Source organism: Marinomonas sp. TW1, assembly GCF_001625355.1.
GTDB lineage: Bacteria > Pseudomonadota > Gammaproteobacteria > Pseudomonadales > Marinomonadaceae > Marinomonas.
Genome location: NZ_JSEE01000020.1, coordinates 37,879 through 55,961 on the forward strand (window position 1 = coordinate 37,879; position 18,083 = coordinate 55,961).

20 protein-coding genes are annotated in these 18,083 nt (G+C 43.4%); 16 read left to right on the forward strand and 4 right to left on the reverse strand.

Translation table 11 applies throughout. From position 1 onward, the window contains the following. Positions 1-3 precede the first annotated feature (3 nt). On the forward strand, positions 4-822 hold the full coding sequence (queF, locus tag OA79_RS16475) for an NADPH-dependent 7-cyano-7-deazaguanine reductase QueF (protein ID WP_063334308.1): 819 nt from the start codon (positions 4-6) through the stop codon (positions 820-822). A gap of 60 nt (positions 823-882) precedes the next feature. Here queF and OA79_RS16480 read toward each other — a convergent pair whose 3' ends face one another. Then, positions 883-1,776: an AEC family transporter gene (locus tag OA79_RS16480; RefSeq protein WP_063334309.1), complete on the reverse strand. Its 894-nt coding sequence runs from the start codon at positions 1,774-1,776 to the stop codon at positions 883-885. Between the two features lie 47 nt (positions 1,777-1,823). Between OA79_RS16480 and OA79_RS16485 the strand changes: the two genes are divergently transcribed. Next, on the forward strand, positions 1,824-2,804 hold the full coding sequence (locus OA79_RS16485; protein ID WP_063334310.1) for an aldo/keto reductase: 981 nt from the start codon (positions 1,824-1,826) through the stop codon (positions 2,802-2,804). A 57-nt stretch (positions 2,805-2,861) separates the two neighbouring features. Here the strand turns inward: OA79_RS16485 and bcp are convergent, their stop codons facing one another. After that, positions 2,862-3,311, reverse strand: a complete 450-nt coding sequence (gene bcp, locus OA79_RS16490) for a thioredoxin-dependent thiol peroxidase (RefSeq protein WP_063334311.1) — start codon at positions 3,309-3,311, stop codon at positions 2,862-2,864. Positions 3,312-3,494: 183 nt separating this feature from the next. On the opposite strand from bcp, the gene dapA reads away from it, so the two are divergent. The 6 genes from dapA (at position 3,495) to OA79_RS16520 (ending at position 9,516) form a co-directional block, all read left to right on the forward strand. Continuing rightward, entirely contained in the window at positions 3,495-4,376 is an 882-nt protein-coding gene (dapA, locus tag OA79_RS16495) for a 4-hydroxy-tetrahydrodipicolinate synthase (protein ID WP_063334312.1), read from the forward strand. After that, complete coding sequence (locus OA79_RS16500) at positions 4,373-5,455, forward strand: hypothetical protein (protein WP_063334313.1); 1,083 nt, start codon at positions 4,373-4,375, stop codon at positions 5,453-5,455. Before dapA ends, OA79_RS16500 begins: the two co-directional genes overlap by 4 nt. Before the next feature lie 39 nt (positions 5,456-5,494). Continuing rightward, positions 5,495-6,211: a phosphoribosylaminoimidazolesuccinocarboxamide synthase gene (gene purC / locus OA79_RS16505; RefSeq protein WP_063334314.1), complete on the forward strand. Its 717-nt coding sequence runs from the start codon at positions 5,495-5,497 to the stop codon at positions 6,209-6,211. 63 nt (positions 6,212-6,274) lie between these two features. Beyond that, positions 6,275-7,519 carry a lipoprotein-releasing ABC transporter permease subunit gene (locus tag OA79_RS16510; protein ID WP_063334315.1) on the forward strand — a complete coding sequence of 415 codons (1,245 nt, stop codon included), beginning with the start codon at positions 6,275-6,277 and terminating at the stop codon, positions 7,517-7,519. Beyond that, on the forward strand, positions 7,512-8,204 hold the full coding sequence (locus OA79_RS16515) for an ABC transporter ATP-binding protein (protein ID WP_063334316.1): 693 nt from the start codon (positions 7,512-7,514) through the stop codon (positions 8,202-8,204). The genes OA79_RS16510 and OA79_RS16515 overlap by 8 nt, the downstream gene beginning before the upstream one ends. A 328-nt stretch (positions 8,205-8,532) precedes the next feature. Next, complete coding sequence (locus OA79_RS16520) at positions 8,533-9,516, forward strand: sugar phosphate isomerase/epimerase family protein (RefSeq protein WP_063334317.1); 984 nt, start codon at positions 8,533-8,535, stop codon at positions 9,514-9,516. 159 nt (positions 9,517-9,675) lie between these two features. Here OA79_RS16520 and OA79_RS16525 read toward each other — a convergent pair whose 3' ends face one another. Further along, complete coding sequence (locus OA79_RS16525; protein WP_063334318.1) at positions 9,676-10,185, reverse strand: DUF2062 domain-containing protein; 510 nt, start codon at positions 10,183-10,185, stop codon at positions 9,676-9,678. A 43-nt stretch (positions 10,186-10,228) separates the two neighbouring features. Between OA79_RS16525 and OA79_RS16530 the strand changes: the two genes are divergently transcribed. From OA79_RS16530 to murI, 8 genes are read left to right on the forward strand one after another with little or no spacing between them, the layout of a single operon-like run. Beyond that, positions 10,229-12,145, forward strand: a complete 1,917-nt coding sequence (locus OA79_RS16530; RefSeq protein ID WP_063334319.1) for a ComEC/Rec2 family competence protein — start codon at positions 10,229-10,231, stop codon at positions 12,143-12,145. Between the two features lie 26 nt (positions 12,146-12,171). Next, entirely contained in the window at positions 12,172-12,798 is a 627-nt protein-coding gene (locus tag OA79_RS16535; RefSeq protein WP_063334339.1) for a MotA/TolQ/ExbB proton channel family protein, read from the forward strand. Continuing rightward, on the forward strand, positions 12,795-13,217 hold the full coding sequence (locus tag OA79_RS16540) for an ExbD/TolR family protein (protein WP_063334320.1): 423 nt from the start codon (positions 12,795-12,797) through the stop codon (positions 13,215-13,217). Before OA79_RS16535 ends, OA79_RS16540 begins: the two co-directional genes overlap by 4 nt. Continuing rightward, positions 13,214-14,251 carry a tetraacyldisaccharide 4'-kinase gene (lpxK, locus tag OA79_RS16545; protein WP_063334321.1) on the forward strand — a complete coding sequence of 346 codons (1,038 nt, stop codon included), beginning with the start codon at positions 13,214-13,216 and terminating at the stop codon, positions 14,249-14,251. The genes OA79_RS16540 and lpxK overlap by 4 nt, the downstream gene beginning before the upstream one ends. Next, positions 14,244-14,441 (forward strand): Trm112 family protein, encoded by a 198-nt coding sequence (locus tag OA79_RS16550; protein WP_063334322.1) that lies wholly within the window; start codon positions 14,244-14,246, stop codon positions 14,439-14,441. Before lpxK ends, OA79_RS16550 begins: the two co-directional genes overlap by 8 nt. Continuing rightward, positions 14,438-14,905, forward strand: coding sequence for a low molecular weight protein-tyrosine-phosphatase (locus tag OA79_RS16555; RefSeq protein ID WP_063334323.1), 468 nt, complete (start codon positions 14,438-14,440; stop codon positions 14,903-14,905). Before OA79_RS16550 ends, OA79_RS16555 begins: the two co-directional genes overlap by 4 nt. A 23-nt stretch (positions 14,906-14,928) precedes the next feature. Continuing rightward, positions 14,929-16,026 (forward strand): UDP-N-acetylmuramate dehydrogenase, encoded by a 1,098-nt coding sequence (murB, locus tag OA79_RS16560; protein WP_063334324.1) that lies wholly within the window; start codon positions 14,929-14,931, stop codon positions 16,024-16,026. Further along, entirely contained in the window at positions 16,023-16,826 is an 804-nt protein-coding gene (gene murI / locus OA79_RS16565) for a glutamate racemase (RefSeq protein WP_063334325.1), read from the forward strand. Before murB ends, murI begins: the two co-directional genes overlap by 4 nt. Here the strand turns inward: murI and OA79_RS16570 are convergent. After that, the gene (locus OA79_RS16570) at positions 16,823-17,965 is read right to left on the reverse strand and encodes a patatin-like phospholipase family protein (RefSeq protein WP_063334340.1); all 1,143 of its coding nucleotides are present in this window, start codon (positions 17,963-17,965) and stop codon (positions 16,823-16,825) included. The two genes, murI and OA79_RS16570, sit on opposite strands and share 4 nt — an antisense overlap. Between the last annotated feature and the right edge of the window lie 118 nt (positions 17,966-18,083).

An 18,083-nucleotide genomic window follows, 5' to 3' on the forward strand; every position in this document is an offset into this window, starting at 1 on the left:
GTTATGGGCTTTTTACCCTTAGGTCAGCAAACGGAATATGTTTCTGAGTACGATGCAGGGTTGCTTTATCCCATTGCACGGGTTGATAAATGGACGGATATGGGGATTGCGTCTGAACGCTTGCCCTTTTATGGGGAAGACATCTGGAATGCATATGAGTTGTCTTGGTTGGATACGAATGGCAAGCCAGTGGTTGCTATGGCTGAATTTCGTTTACCATGTGAGTCCCCCAATATTATTGAGTCAAAGTCGTTTAAGTTGTATCTTAACTCGTTAAATCAAATGCGTTATGAGAGCCGTGATCAGGTTCAGGGTCTTTTGGAAAACGACTTGTCTATTGCGGCTGGTGCGAGTGTCAGTGTCGTCATTCGAGATCTTGATGCAATGGCTTCATTGGTTGTGTTAACGCCGGACTATTGTATTGACGATTTAGATGTAACCATTGAAGACTATCACCCTAACAGTGACTTGTTACGAGTTGATCAAGAGGCTGGACAGGTAGAAGAACGCTTAGTGAGTCATTTGCTCAAATCAAATTGCCCAGTGACCAATCAACCTGATTGGGGTTCGGTTTTTATTGATTATCGCGGTCCGAAAATTCACCATGAAAGCTTGTTGAAGTACATTGTCTCTTTCCGTGAACATACCGATTTTCATGAGCAGTGTGTTGAGCGCATTTTTATCGATATTATGCGTCATTGTCAGCCTGAGTTTTTGACTGTGTATGCAAGGTATGTGCGTCGAGGTGGTTTGGACATCAATCCATACCGTTCCACTGAGCAAGGCTTAGTCTTAGGCAATGATCGACTCAGTAGGCAATAAGATTAGAGCGATAAAAAAAACCACACAAAGTGTGGTTTTTTTTATCGCTAATTTAAGTCGTTAAAGAGTCTGTAATGACAACCAGCTAAGTATTCCACTGATACCTAATGAAATCGGTAAGGACATTAAAATCATCAGTGCCATTTCTTCTTTTGGGCCCTTGTATTTCGTCGCCAGCATATAGCTGATAACAGCCACAGGCATGGCGTTCAAAATGATCAATACACTTTTTTCTAATGGGGTCAAAGGCAATAGGCTGGTTATGCCTAGGGCAACCAAAGCGCCCATAATGGGTCGATAGAAAGAGAAAAGGACGGCGTGTTTCAATTTTTCAGTGTCTTTGAGCGTCAATTTGCTTAAAGAATGCCCCAGCAGCAAGAGCATCATTGGCAAGGTGATTTGGCTGACCATGGTTAACGTGCTCATGATGGCTTCAGGCAATTTAATGGACAGGGATAGAGCGATAACACCAAGTAACAGTGCCATCACAGGCCCATTTTTTAATAATTGTTTGGGGTGGTATTGTCCTGACATTACCCCCACTCCAAGCGTAAAATGACTAATTTGCACGACTGACGACACCACGACGGCAATGGCTAACCCAGAGTCTCCAAATAGAGCATAAGCAATAGGAATACCTAGATTTCCAGCATTTGGGTTAACCAATGGGGATAGGTATAAGCGAATGGATTGACCTGTTAGCTTAAGGAAAGCTAGAGTGATAAGTGTCATGGCGAACAATATCAGTATGCTGGCCATCAGGATTTTTGCCATGGAGTAGATTTCCATCTCCATTGACAGAACAGAGGTCAATAAAAGAGCTGGTATGCCAATATTGGCTATTAGGTTACCGATTTGCGGGGCATCTAAGTAATCGGTACGTTTCCCTAACAAAAACCCTAGACCTGCAATCAGTATGATGGGGGTTAAAGTGAGGGTGATCGAGGAAAGCACAAATATCTCTTAACTAATTGTTTAAAATCGAAAAATAAGGATAACAGATGAAAACAAGAATACTAGGTAAAACTGGCTGGACAATTTCAGAAATCGGTTTGGGTTGTTGGCAATTAGGCAATGATTTTGGACCAGTAGAAGAAAAACAGGCACTCGCTGTGCTCGAGAGTGCGGCTGAACAAGGCATTAACTTTTTTGATACTGCCGATGTGTACGGTGCAGGGTTGAGTGAAGAGCGCATTGGTCGTTGGTTGGCCTCATCATCAAATAAACCAAAGATAGCGACAAAGGTCGGTCGGGATGTGGCTCTTTATCCAGATGGCTATACCAAAGAAAAAGTGAAACAAAGTCTACAAGCCTCTGCGAAACGCCTTGGGGTGGATGTCATTAATCTCGCTCAGCTGCATTGTGTGCCGAGAGAGGTTTTATTTGCGGGCGACATATTGGCTTGGATGGAAGACTTGCAAAAGGAGGGTGTCATTGAGCATTTTGGTGCCAGTGTTGAAATGCTTGATGAGGCGAAGTTCTGTTGCCAAAGTGACAAGATTGCTAGCCTGCAAATGCTGTTTAATGTATTTCGTCAAGACGCCGTTGAAGAAGTCTTTCCATTAGTTGAGCAGCAAAATATAGGGGTGATTGTGCGTTTGCCACTCGCCAGTGGTTTGCTTACAGGAAAAATGCACCATGGTTATCAATTTAGTGAGCAAGATCACCGTTCCTACAATAAAGATGGTGCTGCGTTTCACGTCGGTGAAACCTTTAACGGTATTCCATTTGATACCGGAGTGGATTTGGTTGAAGAGTTAAACGCGACGTTAGCGCCTAAGCACAATGTGTTAGATGTGGCCTTGCGTTGGATACTAGATCAACCACAGGTTTCAACCATCATTGCGGGGGCCAGTCAGTCCAGTCAGGTTATTCGCAATGCGCAGGCGTCAGAGTTGCCTGCTTTAGATGGCGAACTTCATACTATGCTAAAAGGTTTTTATCAGGCCAAGGTGCGCCAACATATTCGTGGTGGTATTTAAATAATAAACAATGCTCCTAGCCAGCTGGCTTAGGAGCATTGTTTAATTGTGATGGGGTTATTTTAAGATTTGTTCTGCGTGGGCTTTGGTTTTTACCTTGGCAATAATCTCTTCAATAACACCACTTTCATCAATGATAAAGGTGGTGCGTACCGTGCCCATGTACTCTTTCCCCATGAATTTTTTAAGTTGCCAAGTGCCGTACAATTCGTGCACTTCTTTCTCTGTGTCAGCAATCAGAGGGAAAGGCAGTTGGTATTTCTCAATGAAGTTTTGGTGTTTTTTCTCTGTGTCTGGGCTAATGCCTAACACAACATAACCTTGGTCTAATAAGGTTTGATAATTGTCGCGTAAATCACAAGCTTGGGCTGTACAGCCAGGAGTGTTGTCTTTTGGGTAGAAGTACAACACAACTTTTTTACCTTTGAATTGGCTTAGGGTAATGGTTTCACCATTTTGATCTTTGGCTGAAAAATCAGGTGCGACTTGTCCTACTTCAATGGTCATAAAATCTCTCTAAATTGTATGAAAAATGATAGATATATTATTAGCTTAACAATTCAAAGCAAAAAAATCTTCTGCAAACCTCGTTAAGCGAAAATTACACAGGCTTTACAGCGGTCAATTATTGTTAAACCTGTGGCTGAGCGTTACTATAGGCGCGCTTATAATTTTATCGGAGACTCAAAAATGATCACAGGTAGTTTAGTTGCGCTTATCACTCCCATGTTACCCGATGGCGCTGTAGACACTGAGAAGTTGGATGATCTTATTGAGTTTCATATCAATGAAGGAACTCACGGTATTGTCGCTGTTGGTACGACAGGTGAGTCGTCTACCTTAACTCATGAAGAGCATGCCAATGTCGTTCGCCAGGTAGTGAAAAAAGTGAATGGACGAGTTCACGTCATTGCTGGTACTGGGGCGAACTCAACTCATGAGGCCATTGATCTTACCGCGAGTGCAAAAGAGGCTGGCGCGGACGCTTGTTTGTTAGTAACACCTTATTACAATAAGCCAACCCAAGAAGGTCTGTATCAACATTTCAAAGCCATTGCTGACGCGGTTGATATTCCTCAAATTCTTTATAATGTTCCTGGGCGTACTGGTTGTGACATGCAGAATGATACCGTGCTGCGTCTAGCCAGTGTGACGAACATTGTTGGTGTTAAAGACGCGACCGGTGATTTGGAACGTGGACAAGCTTTGCTAGAAGCAGCTCCGGCGGATTTCGCTGTGTATTCAGGGGACGATCCAACGGCTGTTGCACTGATGTTGTTGGGTGGCAAAGGTAATATCTCTGTGACCGCCAATGTGGCACCTAAAGTGGTTGCTCAAGCCGCTGAGTTTGCCATTGCTGGCAATGCTGAAAAAGCCCACAGTTTAGATACGTCAATTTCGTCCTTACATAAAAACTTATTTTTAGAGTCCAACCCAATTCCTGTAAAATGGGCTGCTAGTCAGCTTGGGTTGTGTCATGACGGTATTCGTTTGCCCTTGACGCCATTGTCAGAGCAATATCATGCAGCAGTTAGGCAAGCCATGGTTGAAGCAGGAGTGTTATTAGTATGAGTAAGCGTTTGATTCAAGTTGTTGGTACAACAAGCGTGGCATTAACATTAACGGCTTGTAGTAGTTTTTTTCCTGATCATTCAAATGACTACCAGCAGGAAGCTGGCGCTCATCATACTCTAGAGGTGCCGGCAGGTTCGATGGAGTCTAAAGATGCTTTGGTCATTCCTAATGAAAATGACATAGCGGATTTAAATAATCCCAAACCGTTTGAAATACCTCGCGCTCCATTTGTTTATTACCCTATGGATCAAGTCGCATTTGCTGAGCAAGAGACATCCGTTACTTATACTCTGAATACAAAAGCAGCAGACGCAAAGCAAATCGTAGAGGATTTTCTAACTGCACTGCATGGTGCGGGGCAATCTGTTGAATCTCAAACTGAAGACAGGATCATATCGATTCCGTTTGATTTTCATCCGCAGGGCTGGTGGGCGTCATTGTGGAGCGATATAACTCGCTTGCACCCTGCCAAGACGGCGTTTTCCTTTCAATTTAATGAGTCAGATGGTGTCACCACCGTTACCTTGCAATACCAAGACGTTCAGCAAGGTGATGAGCAAACGATTAATTGGCAATCTCCGATGGCTAACCCTGACGCAGAATCTGTTGCAGTTCGTCTTTGGGGCACGTTTGGACGTCAGTTAAATCAGTCCTCGGCCTATCTTTCAAATAGCAAAGACGGTGTCGCTGCTTTCCCGGTTTGGGTTGACCATCAAGGCATGTATGCAATTTATTTAGGTAAAAACCTTTCTGAAGCTGAGTTTGAGGCAAAACTGAAGGCATCAGGAATTTACTTAATGCCAGGTGAAGAAAAACTATTGGCACCTGTACCCGCTGATAAAGTGGCACGTGTTGGTGACATTATTGATTTCAATTTGCCATTGGGTGCAGATGGTAAAAAACAGAAATTATTCAATGTGTATCGTCGTGACCTAGATGACGTTAGCTGGCAAGAAAGAGAATACCCTTATCAGATCACTCAGCAAAAAGCAGGTAATTTTTTAGTGGTCGATGTGTCTGCACTTGAAAAGCCAGAAATTGCTTCCTTTAGAATTGCACAGAGATTTGTAAAATAACTAAGACTAACCCCTCGTAATTAAACCGGAGACTCTCCAATGGAAAAACGACAAGAGCTATATGCAGGTAAGGCAAAATCTGTATTTCGTACAGATGATCCTGACAAAATGGTTCTAGTATTTCGTGATGATACCTCAGCTTTTGATGGTAAAAAAATTGAACAGTTAGACCGCAAAGGCATGGTCAATAACAAGTTTAATGCTTTCATCATGACTAAGTTACAAGAAGCAGGCATTCCGACTCACTTTGAAAAATTACTTAGCGACACAGAGAGTTTGGTAAAGTGCCTTGATATGATGCCTGTAGAATGTGTGGTTCGTAATGTGGCTGCGGGTAGCTTGTGCCGCCGTTTAGGTGTTGAAGAGGGGACGACATTAACACCGCCAACATTTGAACTGTTTTTGAAAAACGATGAACTTGGTGATCCGATGATCAATGAGTCTCATGTAGAGTCTTTTGGCTGGGCTAAAGCGGATGATTTGGCCAAAGCGAAAGACTTAACCTATAAAGTGAACCATGTTCTAAAAGAGCTATTTGCTCAAGGCGGCATGATCCTAGTAGATTACAAGTTGGAATTTGGTCTTTTCAAAGGTGAGGTTGTGTTAGGCGACGAATTCTCACCAGATGGTTGTCGTTTGTGGGACGCTGAAACCAAAGAAAAACTGGATAAAGACCGTTTCCGTCAGGGTTTAGGTAACGTGATTGAGTCATACGAAGACATTGGTCGTCGTATTGGCATCGACTTCGACGCTTAATTCGTCTTGGCAATGTGTACTAATGGAGGCTTTGTCCTCCATTTTGCCATGTAAGGGTATATTTTGATTAACTTCCTTCCGGTTACCATTGGGCTACGCTACGCTAGAGCAAAGCGTTCCAATCATTTCATTTCATTTATCAGCTTTTCATCGATTGCCGGTTTGGCGCTTGGTGTCATGGTGCTAATTACCGTTCTTTCTGTGATGAATGGCTTTGATCGTGAGCTCAGAGAGCGAATATTAGGGATGGTGCCTCATGCAACGCTATGGGGAAATCCAATATTGGATGATTGGCAGGAAACGGCGAAGTTAGTTGAAACAATGCCAAATGTGGTCGCTGTCGCCCCTCATATTCAAGCACAAGTAATGTTTCAATCGGGGGACAGTGTCCACGGTGCCATTCTGAATGGTATTGACCCTGATATGGAAAAAAAGGTGTCTATTATCGATGATAATATGGCATCTGGTTCTCTTGATGCCCTCAAAGATCAGCGTTTTGGCATTGTTTTAGGGGCTCAGTTGGCAAGGCAATTACGGGTTTCTATTGGTGATAAAGTCACCGCTATTTTGCCTAAAGCGAGTGTCTCTATTGCCGGTGTTGCGCCAGTTTTAAAGCGTTTTACCCTGGTAGGAACCTTTGAAGTTGGGGCGGAATTAGACAGCAGTTTGGCGTACATCAATATAACGGATGCGGCAAAACTAAAGCGCTATCAACCTGGTAAGGTCGAAGCATTGCGAATTTCTTTTAATGATCTCTTTGTGGCACCAACCGAGATATGGGACATTGCCAGGGCGGTGCCAGGTCAGAACCGTGTGAGTGATTGGACGCGTACTCATGGCAATCTGTTCCAAGCGATTAAGATGGAAAAAACCATGATAGGTTTGTTGCTGCTGCTGATCGTGGCGGTCGCCGCCTTTAATATTGTCTCTACCTTAGTCATGGTGGTGACTGATAAACGCAATGACATTGCTATCTTAAGAACAATGGGGCTGACTTCTACTCAAGTTATGTGGGTGTTTATTGTTCAAGGCATGTTTATTGGCATGTTAGGAACGCTTATTGGTGTCATTCTTGGTGTCAGTTTGGCGTTGAACGTAAGCGATATTATTGCTGGTATACAAACTTTGTTGGGGGTTCAATTCCTCAGTGCCGATGTGTATTTTATTAATTATTTGCCTTCGAAATTAGAGTGGTCTGATGTGGAATTAATCGTCACATCAGCCTTTATTATGACGGTGGTCGCGACGATATACCCAGCGTGGCGAGCTTCGAAAGTGGAGCCAGCGGAGGCATTAAGATATGAGTGATCTAGTATTAGAGTGCCAGGCACTGTCAAAGCAATATCAAGACGGAAAGCAAACCGTAGATGTGTTTCAGGCTATTGATTTTACACTTAATAAAGGTCAAGCCTGTGCCATTGTTGGTGCATCAGGCTCGGGTAAAACAACGCTTTTGAATCTACTGGCTGGGCTGGATTTAGCGAGCTCAGGTGATGTAAAGCTGACGCAAGTGTCTTGGTCCAGTCTCAGTGATGCCAAGCGTGCCAAAATCCGTAATCAAGAAATGGGGTTTGTGTACCAGTTTCACCATTTATTGCCTGAGTTCTCAGCCTTGGAAAATGTGTTGATGCCAATGTGGATTGCTGGTCTGAATAAACCCCAAGCCATTACAAGAGGGACGGAATTATTAACGCAAGTTGGGCTTGGTGAGCGATTGAATCACAAACCATCACAGCTATCCGGTGGTGAGCGTCAACGTGTTGCCATCGCTCGCGCTTTGGCCAACCGTCCGGCTTGTGTGTTAATGGATGAGCCAACCGGCAACCTCGACGAAACCACCTCTTTGGAAGTGCAAAACCTGATCAATGAGCTGAAAGTGAAATACGATATGGCGTTTCTCATCGTGACTCACGATGAGAAAATGCTGAGTTGGATGGATTCGGCTTATCGGTTGTCACAAGGTAAACTGAGTCTGATTAAAGGCAATAGTTGATCCAATATCCTTGCACTAATCTAAATTAGATTAGTGCAATCTCTTCTTCTAGATTCAAAGCACACTCACCATCCTTTAGTGTTAAATGACAGTAAGTTCAACAGCTCAGCCTGAGCCATGTTCCTTTTTAATGCGGTAATGTCATCTACTAAGTCATGGTTTTGACAGTGTGTGAATAAATATTCTAGATTGACAATATATTCTATGCACTTTATAAATAGACGAGTTTCCATGGTTATTATCTGTTCGAGGTAGCAATAAATCTTGGTAACAAGTTTCTTTTACTCAATTTGTAAAAAATAAAATTAATAAAGCAATGAGGTAGGATATGTCTAGCAATCTAAAGTTTGGTGCTGGTATTTGGCACTTTGCAACTTACGTAGATCGTTACGCAACGGATGGTTATGGACCGAAACGATCTTTACTGGAAATGATTGATTTGGCGGGTCAAGTGGATGATCTCTCAGTAGTCGATATTAATTACCCCTTTCCCGGTGGGAACGTGTCTGTCGCAGAAGTAAAAGCGGCGCTTGCGAAAAATAACCTAAGTGTGATTGGTATCACGCCAGAGATTTATACTCGTCAATTTTCCAAAGGCGCTTTTACCAATCCTGATCCTGAAATTCGTAAATTGGCTGAGGATCTGATTAATGAAGCGGCCGAGATGGTAAGGGAGTTAGGTGCAGAGTATGTGAAACTTTGGCCGGGTCAAGATGGTTGGGATTACCCATTCCAAGTCGATCATCACGAATTGTGGAACCTTTCAATGGAAGGTCTCACAAATGTTGCTAAGAAAAATGCGGATTTAAAGTTTGTTGTTGAATACAAACCTCGCGAACCAAGAAATCACATGAGTTATGACAGTATGACTCGTACACTGCTAGCATTGGAGAAAATCAACTTACCCAATATTGGCGTATTGTTGGATTTCGGTCATGCACTTTATGGCGGTGAATCACCAGCGGACTCAGCGCAACTCGCGATTGATTACGGGCGTCTATTTGGTATGGATGTGAATGATAATCTGAGAAATTGGGATGACGATATGATCGCGGGTTCAGTTCATCCGATTGAGCTGATGGAATTCTTTTACGTTTTGAGGAAAAATAATTGGCAAGGTGTCTGGCAGCTTGATCAATTTCCTTTCAGAGAAGATTGTGTCGCGGCAGCCAATAGTGCGATTTCTTTTCTAAAACACATTGATAGTGCCTTGGATCGAATGGATTGGGAAGCGCTAAAAGAAGCGCAGCAAAAACAAGATGCTGTGACGGCTTTAAACGTGGCGCGAGAGGCGTTGTTTGGCTTCAAATAAGTGGCGTTTTGGCCCTTAAAAGAGCAATTAGAGGCACCTTGCTCAATAAACCGCTGTTTGACTGACGCCAAGTAGCGGTTTTTTTTGGTTAAATCATCCTAGGGAAGTGTGATTCAGTACAGAGTGTTTATCTTGTTTAAGATAACGAGCTAAGCAAGTTTATTTGCGCTGTTTGCGTTCTTTCCAGCGTTTGACGACATGTAACCGCCATAAGATGGTGATGGCGATGTAGCTGATTACACCAACCGCTAACCCTGTCACGACCGAGCCAGTATACAAGGGGAGCCAGATATGCTCCATCTTGTCCCAGATCCATTCAACAGAGAGTTTGAATTCTTTAGTATGATGTGTGCCCAGGATAAGCGTGCCGACCTTGTAATTAAAGTAAAATACAAACGGCATGGTAATGGGGTTAGTAATCCAAACAAGTGCAATGGAAAGGGGGATGTTGGCTCTTAAAGGAACAGACAATAAAGCCGCAGCCAACATCTGAAATGGCATGGGAATGAAGGCCCAGAACAAACCATTTAAAAAAGCACGGGCAACGGATCGACGGTTAAGATGCCATAAGTTTGCTTCATAAATTTGTGATCCAAGAATCGCGAGAGCTTTATTTTTTCTTAACTTCTCTGGATCTGGGATGAACTTCTTTAGATAATTCTTAGGCATAATCAAATAAAAGTCATTTAGCAATCTAAGACACGGAGGTCTTATGTTACTAAGTAATTTGTCCACTTTGATGGGCGCCATTCTGGTGCCGAGTGATTATTCGTGGCTGTATTCTACGCATATCACCTTTCTCTGTCTCTACCTAATCTACACAAAGCGTGTATTAGTTTTGTTTTTAACCTTTATTTCACTTTTGTCCGTCTTACTTTCTGAAACAGAAGACAAACTGACCATCTCGCTAAGTCAAGAGGATACGTATTTTATTAGCGTTGAGGACAAGCAAATCTTACTGCTGAGTGATATGGCTTTGCCTAAAGATGACCCTGTAAGCCTAGCTAAACAGGTGAAAGTGATCTTTCAGCGGTTACCAGATCAACAATCAAAGCGTTCAAATTTTATCGAATTTAATAACTTTCGGTTGTTGCAAGCCAGTCAAATCCCCCCTCATTTTAACGAAGTTGAGTTAATCCGATATGCATTGGCGGATAAAGAGGGACCTTGGTGGTTGAAAAATTTATACATTCAAAGGCAAGCTGCTCAGCTGGTATTTAAAGTTCAAGGTGAATGGCTACAGCAACTGCCAATGGGGGGTAGACACGAAGTATTGAAGCGGCTGGATGAACGCTTTAATTCATTTGAGTCCTGGCGTTTTTCAAAAGCCTTGTTACTCGGATCGGATGATTTGTGGAGTCAAAGAGATACTTGGGTAGTGAGGACGTTGGGGCTCGCACACTTATTCGTGGTATCGGGTTTGCACACGGGGTTTATGGCGGTGATCGGCTTCGTTCTTGCTCGTGTGATCTGGTGGTTGTTACCCGCTAACCTTTTATTAGTCGGTTTAACTCGTTGGCAGTTAGAGTGTGTTTTGGTGGTGCCCCTATTAACGCTTTATGGCTTTATGACGGATTGGGGGGAGCCGGTTGTTAGGGCGTCCATTATGCTCAGTGTGTATTTAATTAGCCGAGTAATGATGATAAAGCTAAGTGCTTTTCAGGTAATTGGTTTTACCTTGTGGTTGGTGCTGTTTGTTAACCCAAGAAGCATATTAAGTCCTGGGCTATGGCTGTCGTTTAGTATGGTGTATTTGTTAATTGGTTTTTATCCAATAACACAATGGCAATGGCGTCGAATGATCTCCACTCAAGTGATGTTGAGTACTGCGTCTATGGTGTTGATTTTGGGGTGGCAAGACGCTATATCCATTGTAACCATTGCGGTTAATTTATTAATAATACCTTTTGCCGCCAGTCTGTGGTTTCCAATCGGTATGATCGCTTGTCTTGAATCCCTAATCTTTCAAACTGAGTTTGTATATTGTTTTTTAGACTGGGGGCTGGTCCATGTTATTGGTCTGCTGGAGTGGGTTGCGTTTGAGTGTTCACTACTGACCTTTAATGTCATTACGTCTAGCGTACCTAAGTTGCTTTTATTGTTGTGGCTGTTGTTTTGGGTCTTTCAAACGCCTTTGAAGCGTGGCGGAATAGCACTTGGTATTATCTGGATGTCGCTGTTTTCAAATTCTCTGTTCATTGGGTCTAAGGCTGATATGGTGTTGAGAAATCATCAAGGTAAGTTAGTATTGGAAAAAGGCGAAGAGCAATGGGTAAATGAATGGTTTCAGTCTTCTGCTGGTTTGGAACTAAACACCTTATTAACCAGCAATGCCAACAAGGTCTCTATTAGGTTGGTGCCAGATAAACTCGATAGGCTTTCACCATCAACCTTGTTAAAGATGAATCCCGATTGGCTTATCCTTACCCACAGCGACGAGTATTTGGATAACGTGACCCTCTCGGCACTGTCGATTGATTGGTTGAATATCGATCAATCTGAGACGTTATCTTTTTATTTTCGTGATGACGGCATTAGCCTTAAGCACAGCCAATGTCGATATTCATTTTTTCTCTTTAAATCTGACACTTGCAAGCGTGCAGAAAAGTTAGAGAGTGTGTTAAATTAGCATCAAACTTTAAATGGAGAATGCCCTTGCTAAGCTTTATTCAAACTGGTGGTGTTTTTATGTGGCCATTATTGGCTTGTTCAATTTTAACATTGGCCATCATTCTTGAACGATTTTGGACATTGCGAAAAAATAGTGTGGCGCCAAAAGGTTTACTGGGCGATGTAATGATGCGTCTGCGAGACGATAAAATGACGCTAGATTACATTCGTGGTATGCAGTCTAAAACGGGTTTAGCTTCTATCTTTGCCGCCGGTTTAGTGTCTTCTAAGCATGGTCGTGGTGCGATGAAAGAGAGTGTGCAAGAGGCAGCAAGCCATGTTATTCATGAGCTAGAGCGTTTTATGAATACCTTAGGGACCATCGCCGCTATCTCGCCTTTATTGGGCTTGTTGGGTACCGTGGTTGGTATGATTAAGGTCTTTTCCGTACTAATGGAGAACGGCGCGGGCAATACCGCTTTATTGGCCGGCGGCATTTCAGAAGCGTTGCTGACCACGGCAGCAGGCTTAGGGGTTGCCATTCCAGCATTAATCTTCCATCGCTTCTTTAGTCGCCGTATTGATGAGCTTGTTGTGACCATGGAACAACAATCCACTAAGTTAGTTGATGCGATTCATGGTGATAGAGAAAAATCGGGAGTGGCCCAGTGAAATTTCGTCGTCAAAAAATAGATGACGTACAAATTAACCTGACGCCGTTAATCGATGTGGTTTTTTTGTTGTTAATCTTTTTTATGGTCAGCACTACGTTTAACCAAAGTACGGAACTGACTATTGATCTACCAACGGCGACTTCCGATGCACCAGCGAGTGATCGAGATAAAACGGTTGAGTTAGTCATTACCGCAGATGGTCAATATGTGATTAATGGACAGACGCTGATCAATGAAAAAGTCGCAACCTTGGTGCAAGGTTTAAGCGAAGTCACGCAAGGAGATCATACTCGCCCTTTGATTATCACAGCTGATGCGCAGTCATCTTATGAAATGGTGTTAAGAGTGTATGATGCGGCGGCTAAATTGGGTATTACTAAGCTGGCTCACACCGCGCAAAAAGAGTCTAATCCGTGACCATCGAGTCTTGCTTTACACGTGCTTGGTATCGAAAATTCGGTTGGACTCATGTCTTTCAACCCATTCAACCTGTGGTGCGTTATCTTGTTGCCAAAAAACGCCAAAATTTTTTATTAGGGAAAACGACCAGTTATCGTGCGCCGGTACCTGTCGTGGTGGTGGGTAACATTAGCGTTGGTGGCACGGGTAAGTCACCTATGGTGATCGCTCTATGTGAATTACTCACAGCAAGTGGTTTGAAGGTCGGCATTATTTCACGTGGTCATGGGGCCTCATTATCCAAACCGGAGAGGGTTGATGCCGAGAGCTTAGCAGAGGTGGTTGGCGACGAACCCGTTATGCTGGCTCGTCGAACTCAGTGCCCAATGGTAGTCTTTCCTGATCGAAAAAAAGCCATTGAACTGCTATTAGAAGAGCATGTATTGGATGTCATTATCAGTGATGACGGCATGCAGCATTATGCTTTAGATCGTGATATTGAAATTGCCATGATAGATGCTCAGCGAGGGTTAGGTAATGAGCAATTGTTGCCGGTTGGACCATTAAGAGAGCCACAGGCTCGCCTCAATGACGTGGATTTTGTGGTGAGTATTGCGCCGCAGCAAACTGATTCTTTAAAGGCTTTAAATCACCCCGTGCGTTTGATGGCGATAACCTCTGATTATTTATATTCTTTGGATGGTAAACATCAGCTTGCTTGTGAGACGGCTTTTTTAGAGCACCGTCAGTGGCATGTGATGGCTGGTATTGGAAATCCCGAGCGGTTTAAGCGAACCTTAAAGGATAAAGGCTTAAACGAAGCAGCTTGCACTTATCAATGGTTTTCTGACCATCATGGGTTTAAAGCGTCAGACATTCCTAAGGATAAAGCCGTTATTATGACGGAAAAAGACGCTGTAAAGTGTCAGGCTTTAACCCTTAACAACTCAGATATTTGGTATCTTCCTATTTCGTTAGCTTTACCAGATGACTTTAAAGAGGCTTTTATAGCCAAACTTAATTCGATAAAAGTAGAAGTGACTCATGAATAAATCCTTATTAGATATATTAGTCTGCCCAGTGACCAAGTCAGGTTTAACCTTGAGTAAAGATGGCACTGAGTTGATCAGTAAAATGGGCGGTATGGCTTACCCGATTCGTGATGGCATTCCGGTTCTATTAGAGACAGAAGCCCGCACGTTAAGCACAGATGAACGCTTGGAATCTGGTTCATCAAAATGACACCAATACGTGTGCTTACCGTTTGCTTGGGAAACATCTGTCGCTCACCTGCAGCGCAAGGTATTTTACAGCGTGAGGCTGAGCTTAAAGGTCTTAATCTTTCTTTGGATTCGGCTGGAACGGCGGCTTACCATATTGGCAAACTTCCTGATTCCCGCTCCATCGAAACCTTAAAACAAGCGGGCATCGACATCACCGAACAACGTGCACGACAAGTAACAGAAGACGATTTCTACGTGTTTGATTGGATCTTAGCAATGGATCGAGCGAATTATCAGAACCTAAAGCAGCTTCAGCCAAGTCAATCTCGTGCTAAGTTAGTGATGTTTGGTGAATTTGCAGATTATGTGTCATTAGGTGAAGTGGACGATCCTTACTATGGTGGTGAAGAAGGCTTTATTGAAATGCGTCATCACCTCACTGAAATCGCTAAGCGCTTTTTAGATCATATCGCTTCCCATTAACGTACAACCATAAGCATGGACTCATGGACTCGACTCAACATATTAGTGATGCGACGATTTTGCCACCAAGGGTAGAAAAAAACGTTTCTCTGCAGCAATACAATACATTTCGATTTGACTATCAGGCGGAGTTTTTTGCCCTGGTAGAGGATTTAATGACCCTTAAATCACTAGTAGGTTGGGCCAAACAACACAATATCTGCGTCACCATGCTAGGGGGTGGCAGCAATCTTCTAATCAGTGCAGACATTCCTGGTCTGGTGATCATCAATCGCCTTAGAGGCTGTCACGCCAAGGAAGAAAGCGGCAATCGTATTAGTTTGATTGTGGGCGCTGGTGAAAATTGGCATGAAATGGTTGAATTTACCGTACAAAACCATTGGTTTGGTGTTGAGAATTTGGCGTTAATTCCGGGCACAGCAGGGGCCGCACCAGTACAAAATATTGGCGCTTATGGCGTTGAAGTCAAGGACTCATTGGCTCGTGTGCAGGTGTTGGATCGACAGACTTTGGATGTCTATTGGGTGAATGCGCAAGACTGTGGTTTTGCGTACCGAGACAGTCATTTCAAAGGCCTGTGGAAAGATAAATATTTCATTACTGCCATCGAACTGAGTTTGAAGAAACGCGCTGATTTATTGCTTAGCTATGGCGGTCTAGCCAATCAAATTGAGGGTGAGCCAAGTCTGAAAAAAGTGTTTCAGGCGGTTTGTCAGGTTCGCAGTAGTAAACTGCCAGATCCAAACGTATTAGCCAATGCCGGTAGCTTTTTCAAAAACCCAATGGTCAGTACTACACAGCATAATCAGCTCAAGGAATCCTTTCCATCATTGGTGTCTTTCCCACATGGAAACGAATTTAAACTGGCCGCAGGTTGGTTAATTGATCAGGCTGGTTGGAAAGGTAAAACGCAGCAAGGCGTAGGGGTTTATGAAAAGCAGGCTTTGGTATTGGTGAATCATCAAGCCATAAAAGCCGAGCCATTATTGGAGCTTGAGGCCAATATAAAAGCCAATGTGTTCAACTTATATGGTGTTGAGCTAGAGCGTGAGCCGGTTCAGTTACCAGTACTTAGTCAGAAAGAACTGAGTGGTATGTTGAGTGAGGAGTCGCAGACTTGAAAATTGGCGTAATGGATTCTGGGGCCGGAGGCCTAACCATCTTAAATGCGATTCAAAAAAAACACGCGTATTTGGATTTACTGTATTTAGCGGATGATGGTTTTGCTCCTTATGGTGACAAGACGACAGAACAACTTCAGCGACGCTTGGTGGCCATTGGTCAATTTTTTGAGCGCGAACAAGTTGCTGCAATTGTGGTGGCGTGTAATACCGCAACGGTCGCGGCGATTGATACTCTACGAGCCAATACTTATTTGCCTGTAATTGGCGTTGAGCCAGCGGTAAAACCCGCTTTTCGTTTAGGTAAACAACGTAGGGTAGCCGTGTTAGCCACACCAGTGACAGCGAAAAGTCGTCGTTTAAACCAATTAATCGAGTTATGGCAAGCAGACAGTCAGGTGCACATTATGTCGAGTGCTAGCTTGGCCTACGATATTGATGCTTGGCCAGAAAGTCAGGCGCGAGTTCGCCAGACCATTGAGTCATTGTGTGAACAAATGAAGCGGGATGAGGTGGATACCTTAGTACTTGCCTGTACGCATTATCCTTTAGTGAAGTCATATTTCGTTGAGTATCTGGGTGACGCGTGTGACATTGTTGAACCCAGTGAAGGCGTGTCTGCACAATTAAAAAGACGTTTAGAAGCCACTTATCCAGAGCAAATGAGTTTGGCAATCCGCTCTTCTAAATCTGGCCTGATTGAGCTATGCACGAGTTCCTCAGAGAGCCGTCTAAAGCCGCTTTTGAATTGGGTGTGTCAGCCTGATCGTGTGAGCGAAACGCGTATCGTCTCTCTTTAGCTTGGATTGATAAACGCCAAAATTTTATCCTTTTCCCACATGGCGTCTTGGTAGCCTAATTCCATTAACGCGCGGCAATATTGTGGTGTAAATAGCAGATAACTGGCGGCTGAGCTGACCTTTTCAGCGGATGACCCACCAGCCGATTTTAATAACACTCGAATGTTCTTCGGTAGGGTATGCAGATAATGGTTGGCAATTTCATTTAATTCTTCTGAAGGAGAAATAATCAGAGTTTCCGTTGGTAATTGAGGGTATTTTTGTCGCTTCTCAGCGGGTAAATCTCGTATTAACGAGTTCATCAATTCTAACTGATTAATGTCATCTTCTAAGTTATCAATAAACGCACTGTTTAATAGCTGGCCTAGAATCTGCGCCATGCTTGGCGCACTGACTTCATTTTTATCTTCTGACTGTGACCATTTCTTTGGGCTTCGATTACCACTTACTCCGATAATAAATAATTTCTCAGCGCCTAATTGCAGAGCAGGGTAGATGGCGGATTTTTGACGAATCGCACCGTCTCCGTAATAATGTTGATTGATTTTATGGGCCGGGAAAATCGCAGGGATGGCACTGGATGCAAGTAAATGATCGACCCCTAGCTTAGTCTTCATACCTTTACGGCGTTTACCTTGCCAGTTTTGAAATGAGTCTCGTCCTTCAAAAAACGTCGTTGACTCCCCTGTGCTGTAACTCATCGCCGTCACAGCGAGGGCTGATAGTTGTTGATTATCGATGGCTTGCTGAATTTTTGTGAAATCCAAATGATTGCTGAGTAATTCCCGTAAGGGGTCATTGTTCATGATGGCAATGGCTTCAGCATGATTGTGAAGGTGAAAAAGTGATAGTAGGGTCTTGGTCACAGAGGTGGCTAACGGCCATCTTCCTAATGTATAAATTTGATCCGGGCTTAAATGCCGCCAGACAAACGCCAGAGTGGAAGCCGCTTTAGAAAAATTATCCGCATAGGATGCCAGCATAGTGGCATTTAATGCGCCTGCCGATGTGCCACATAATATCGGAAAGGGTAACGCGGTTTTTTTCGGTAACATTTTCCCCATTGCAGATAAAACGCCGACTTGATAGGCCGCTCTTGCACCACCACCCGATAAAATCAAAGCATTATTGTTTTTCATAACATCCAAGCCAGCTGATTGTTTCATATAAACAATTTATCACTGCCATTGAGTATGGTGAAGAAAGATCAAAAAATCCAATTCTGTTATGCGTTTGAATAATGTATACGGATTTCTG

Excerpts from the sequence above, each read along its gene's own strand:
- OA79_RS16570 (WP_063334340.1), bottom strand. The coding sequence starts at position 17,965 with ATGAAAAACAATAATGCTTTGATTTTATCGGGTGGTGGTGCAAGAGCG.
- purC (WP_063334314.1), top strand. The coding sequence starts at position 5,495 with ATGGAAAAACGACAAGAGCTATATGCAGGTAAGGCAAAATCTGTATTT.
- OA79_RS16555 (WP_063334323.1), top strand. The coding sequence starts at position 14,438 with ATGACACCAATACGTGTGCTTACCGTTTGCTTGGGAAACATCTGTCGC.
- OA79_RS16515 (WP_063334316.1), top strand. The coding sequence starts at position 7,512 with ATGAGTGATCTAGTATTAGAGTGCCAGGCACTGTCAAAGCAATATCAA.
- OA79_RS16525 (WP_063334318.1), bottom strand. The coding sequence starts at position 10,185 with ATGCCTAAGAATTATCTAAAGAAGTTCATCCCAGATCCAGAGAAGTTA.
- OA79_RS16520 (WP_063334317.1), top strand. The coding sequence starts at position 8,533 with ATGTCTAGCAATCTAAAGTTTGGTGCTGGTATTTGGCACTTTGCAACT.
- dapA (WP_063334312.1), top strand. The coding sequence starts at position 3,495 with ATGATCACAGGTAGTTTAGTTGCGCTTATCACTCCCATGTTACCCGAT.
- murB (WP_063334324.1), top strand. The coding sequence starts at position 14,929 with ATGGACTCGACTCAACATATTAGTGATGCGACGATTTTGCCACCAAGG.
- OA79_RS16530 (WP_063334319.1), top strand. The coding sequence starts at position 10,229 with ATGTTACTAAGTAATTTGTCCACTTTGATGGGCGCCATTCTGGTGCCG.
- OA79_RS16485 (WP_063334310.1), top strand. The coding sequence starts at position 1,824 with ATGAAAACAAGAATACTAGGTAAAACTGGCTGGACAATTTCAGAAATC.
- bcp (WP_063334311.1), bottom strand. The coding sequence starts at position 3,311 with ATGACCATTGAAGTAGGACAAGTCGCACCTGATTTTTCAGCCAAAGAT.
- queF (WP_063334308.1), top strand. The coding sequence starts at position 4 with ATGGGCTTTTTACCCTTAGGTCAGCAAACGGAATATGTTTCTGAGTAC.
- OA79_RS16550 (WP_063334322.1), top strand. The coding sequence starts at position 14,244 with ATGAATAAATCCTTATTAGATATATTAGTCTGCCCAGTGACCAAGTCA.
- OA79_RS16500 (WP_063334313.1), top strand. The coding sequence starts at position 4,373 with ATGAGTAAGCGTTTGATTCAAGTTGTTGGTACAACAAGCGTGGCATTA.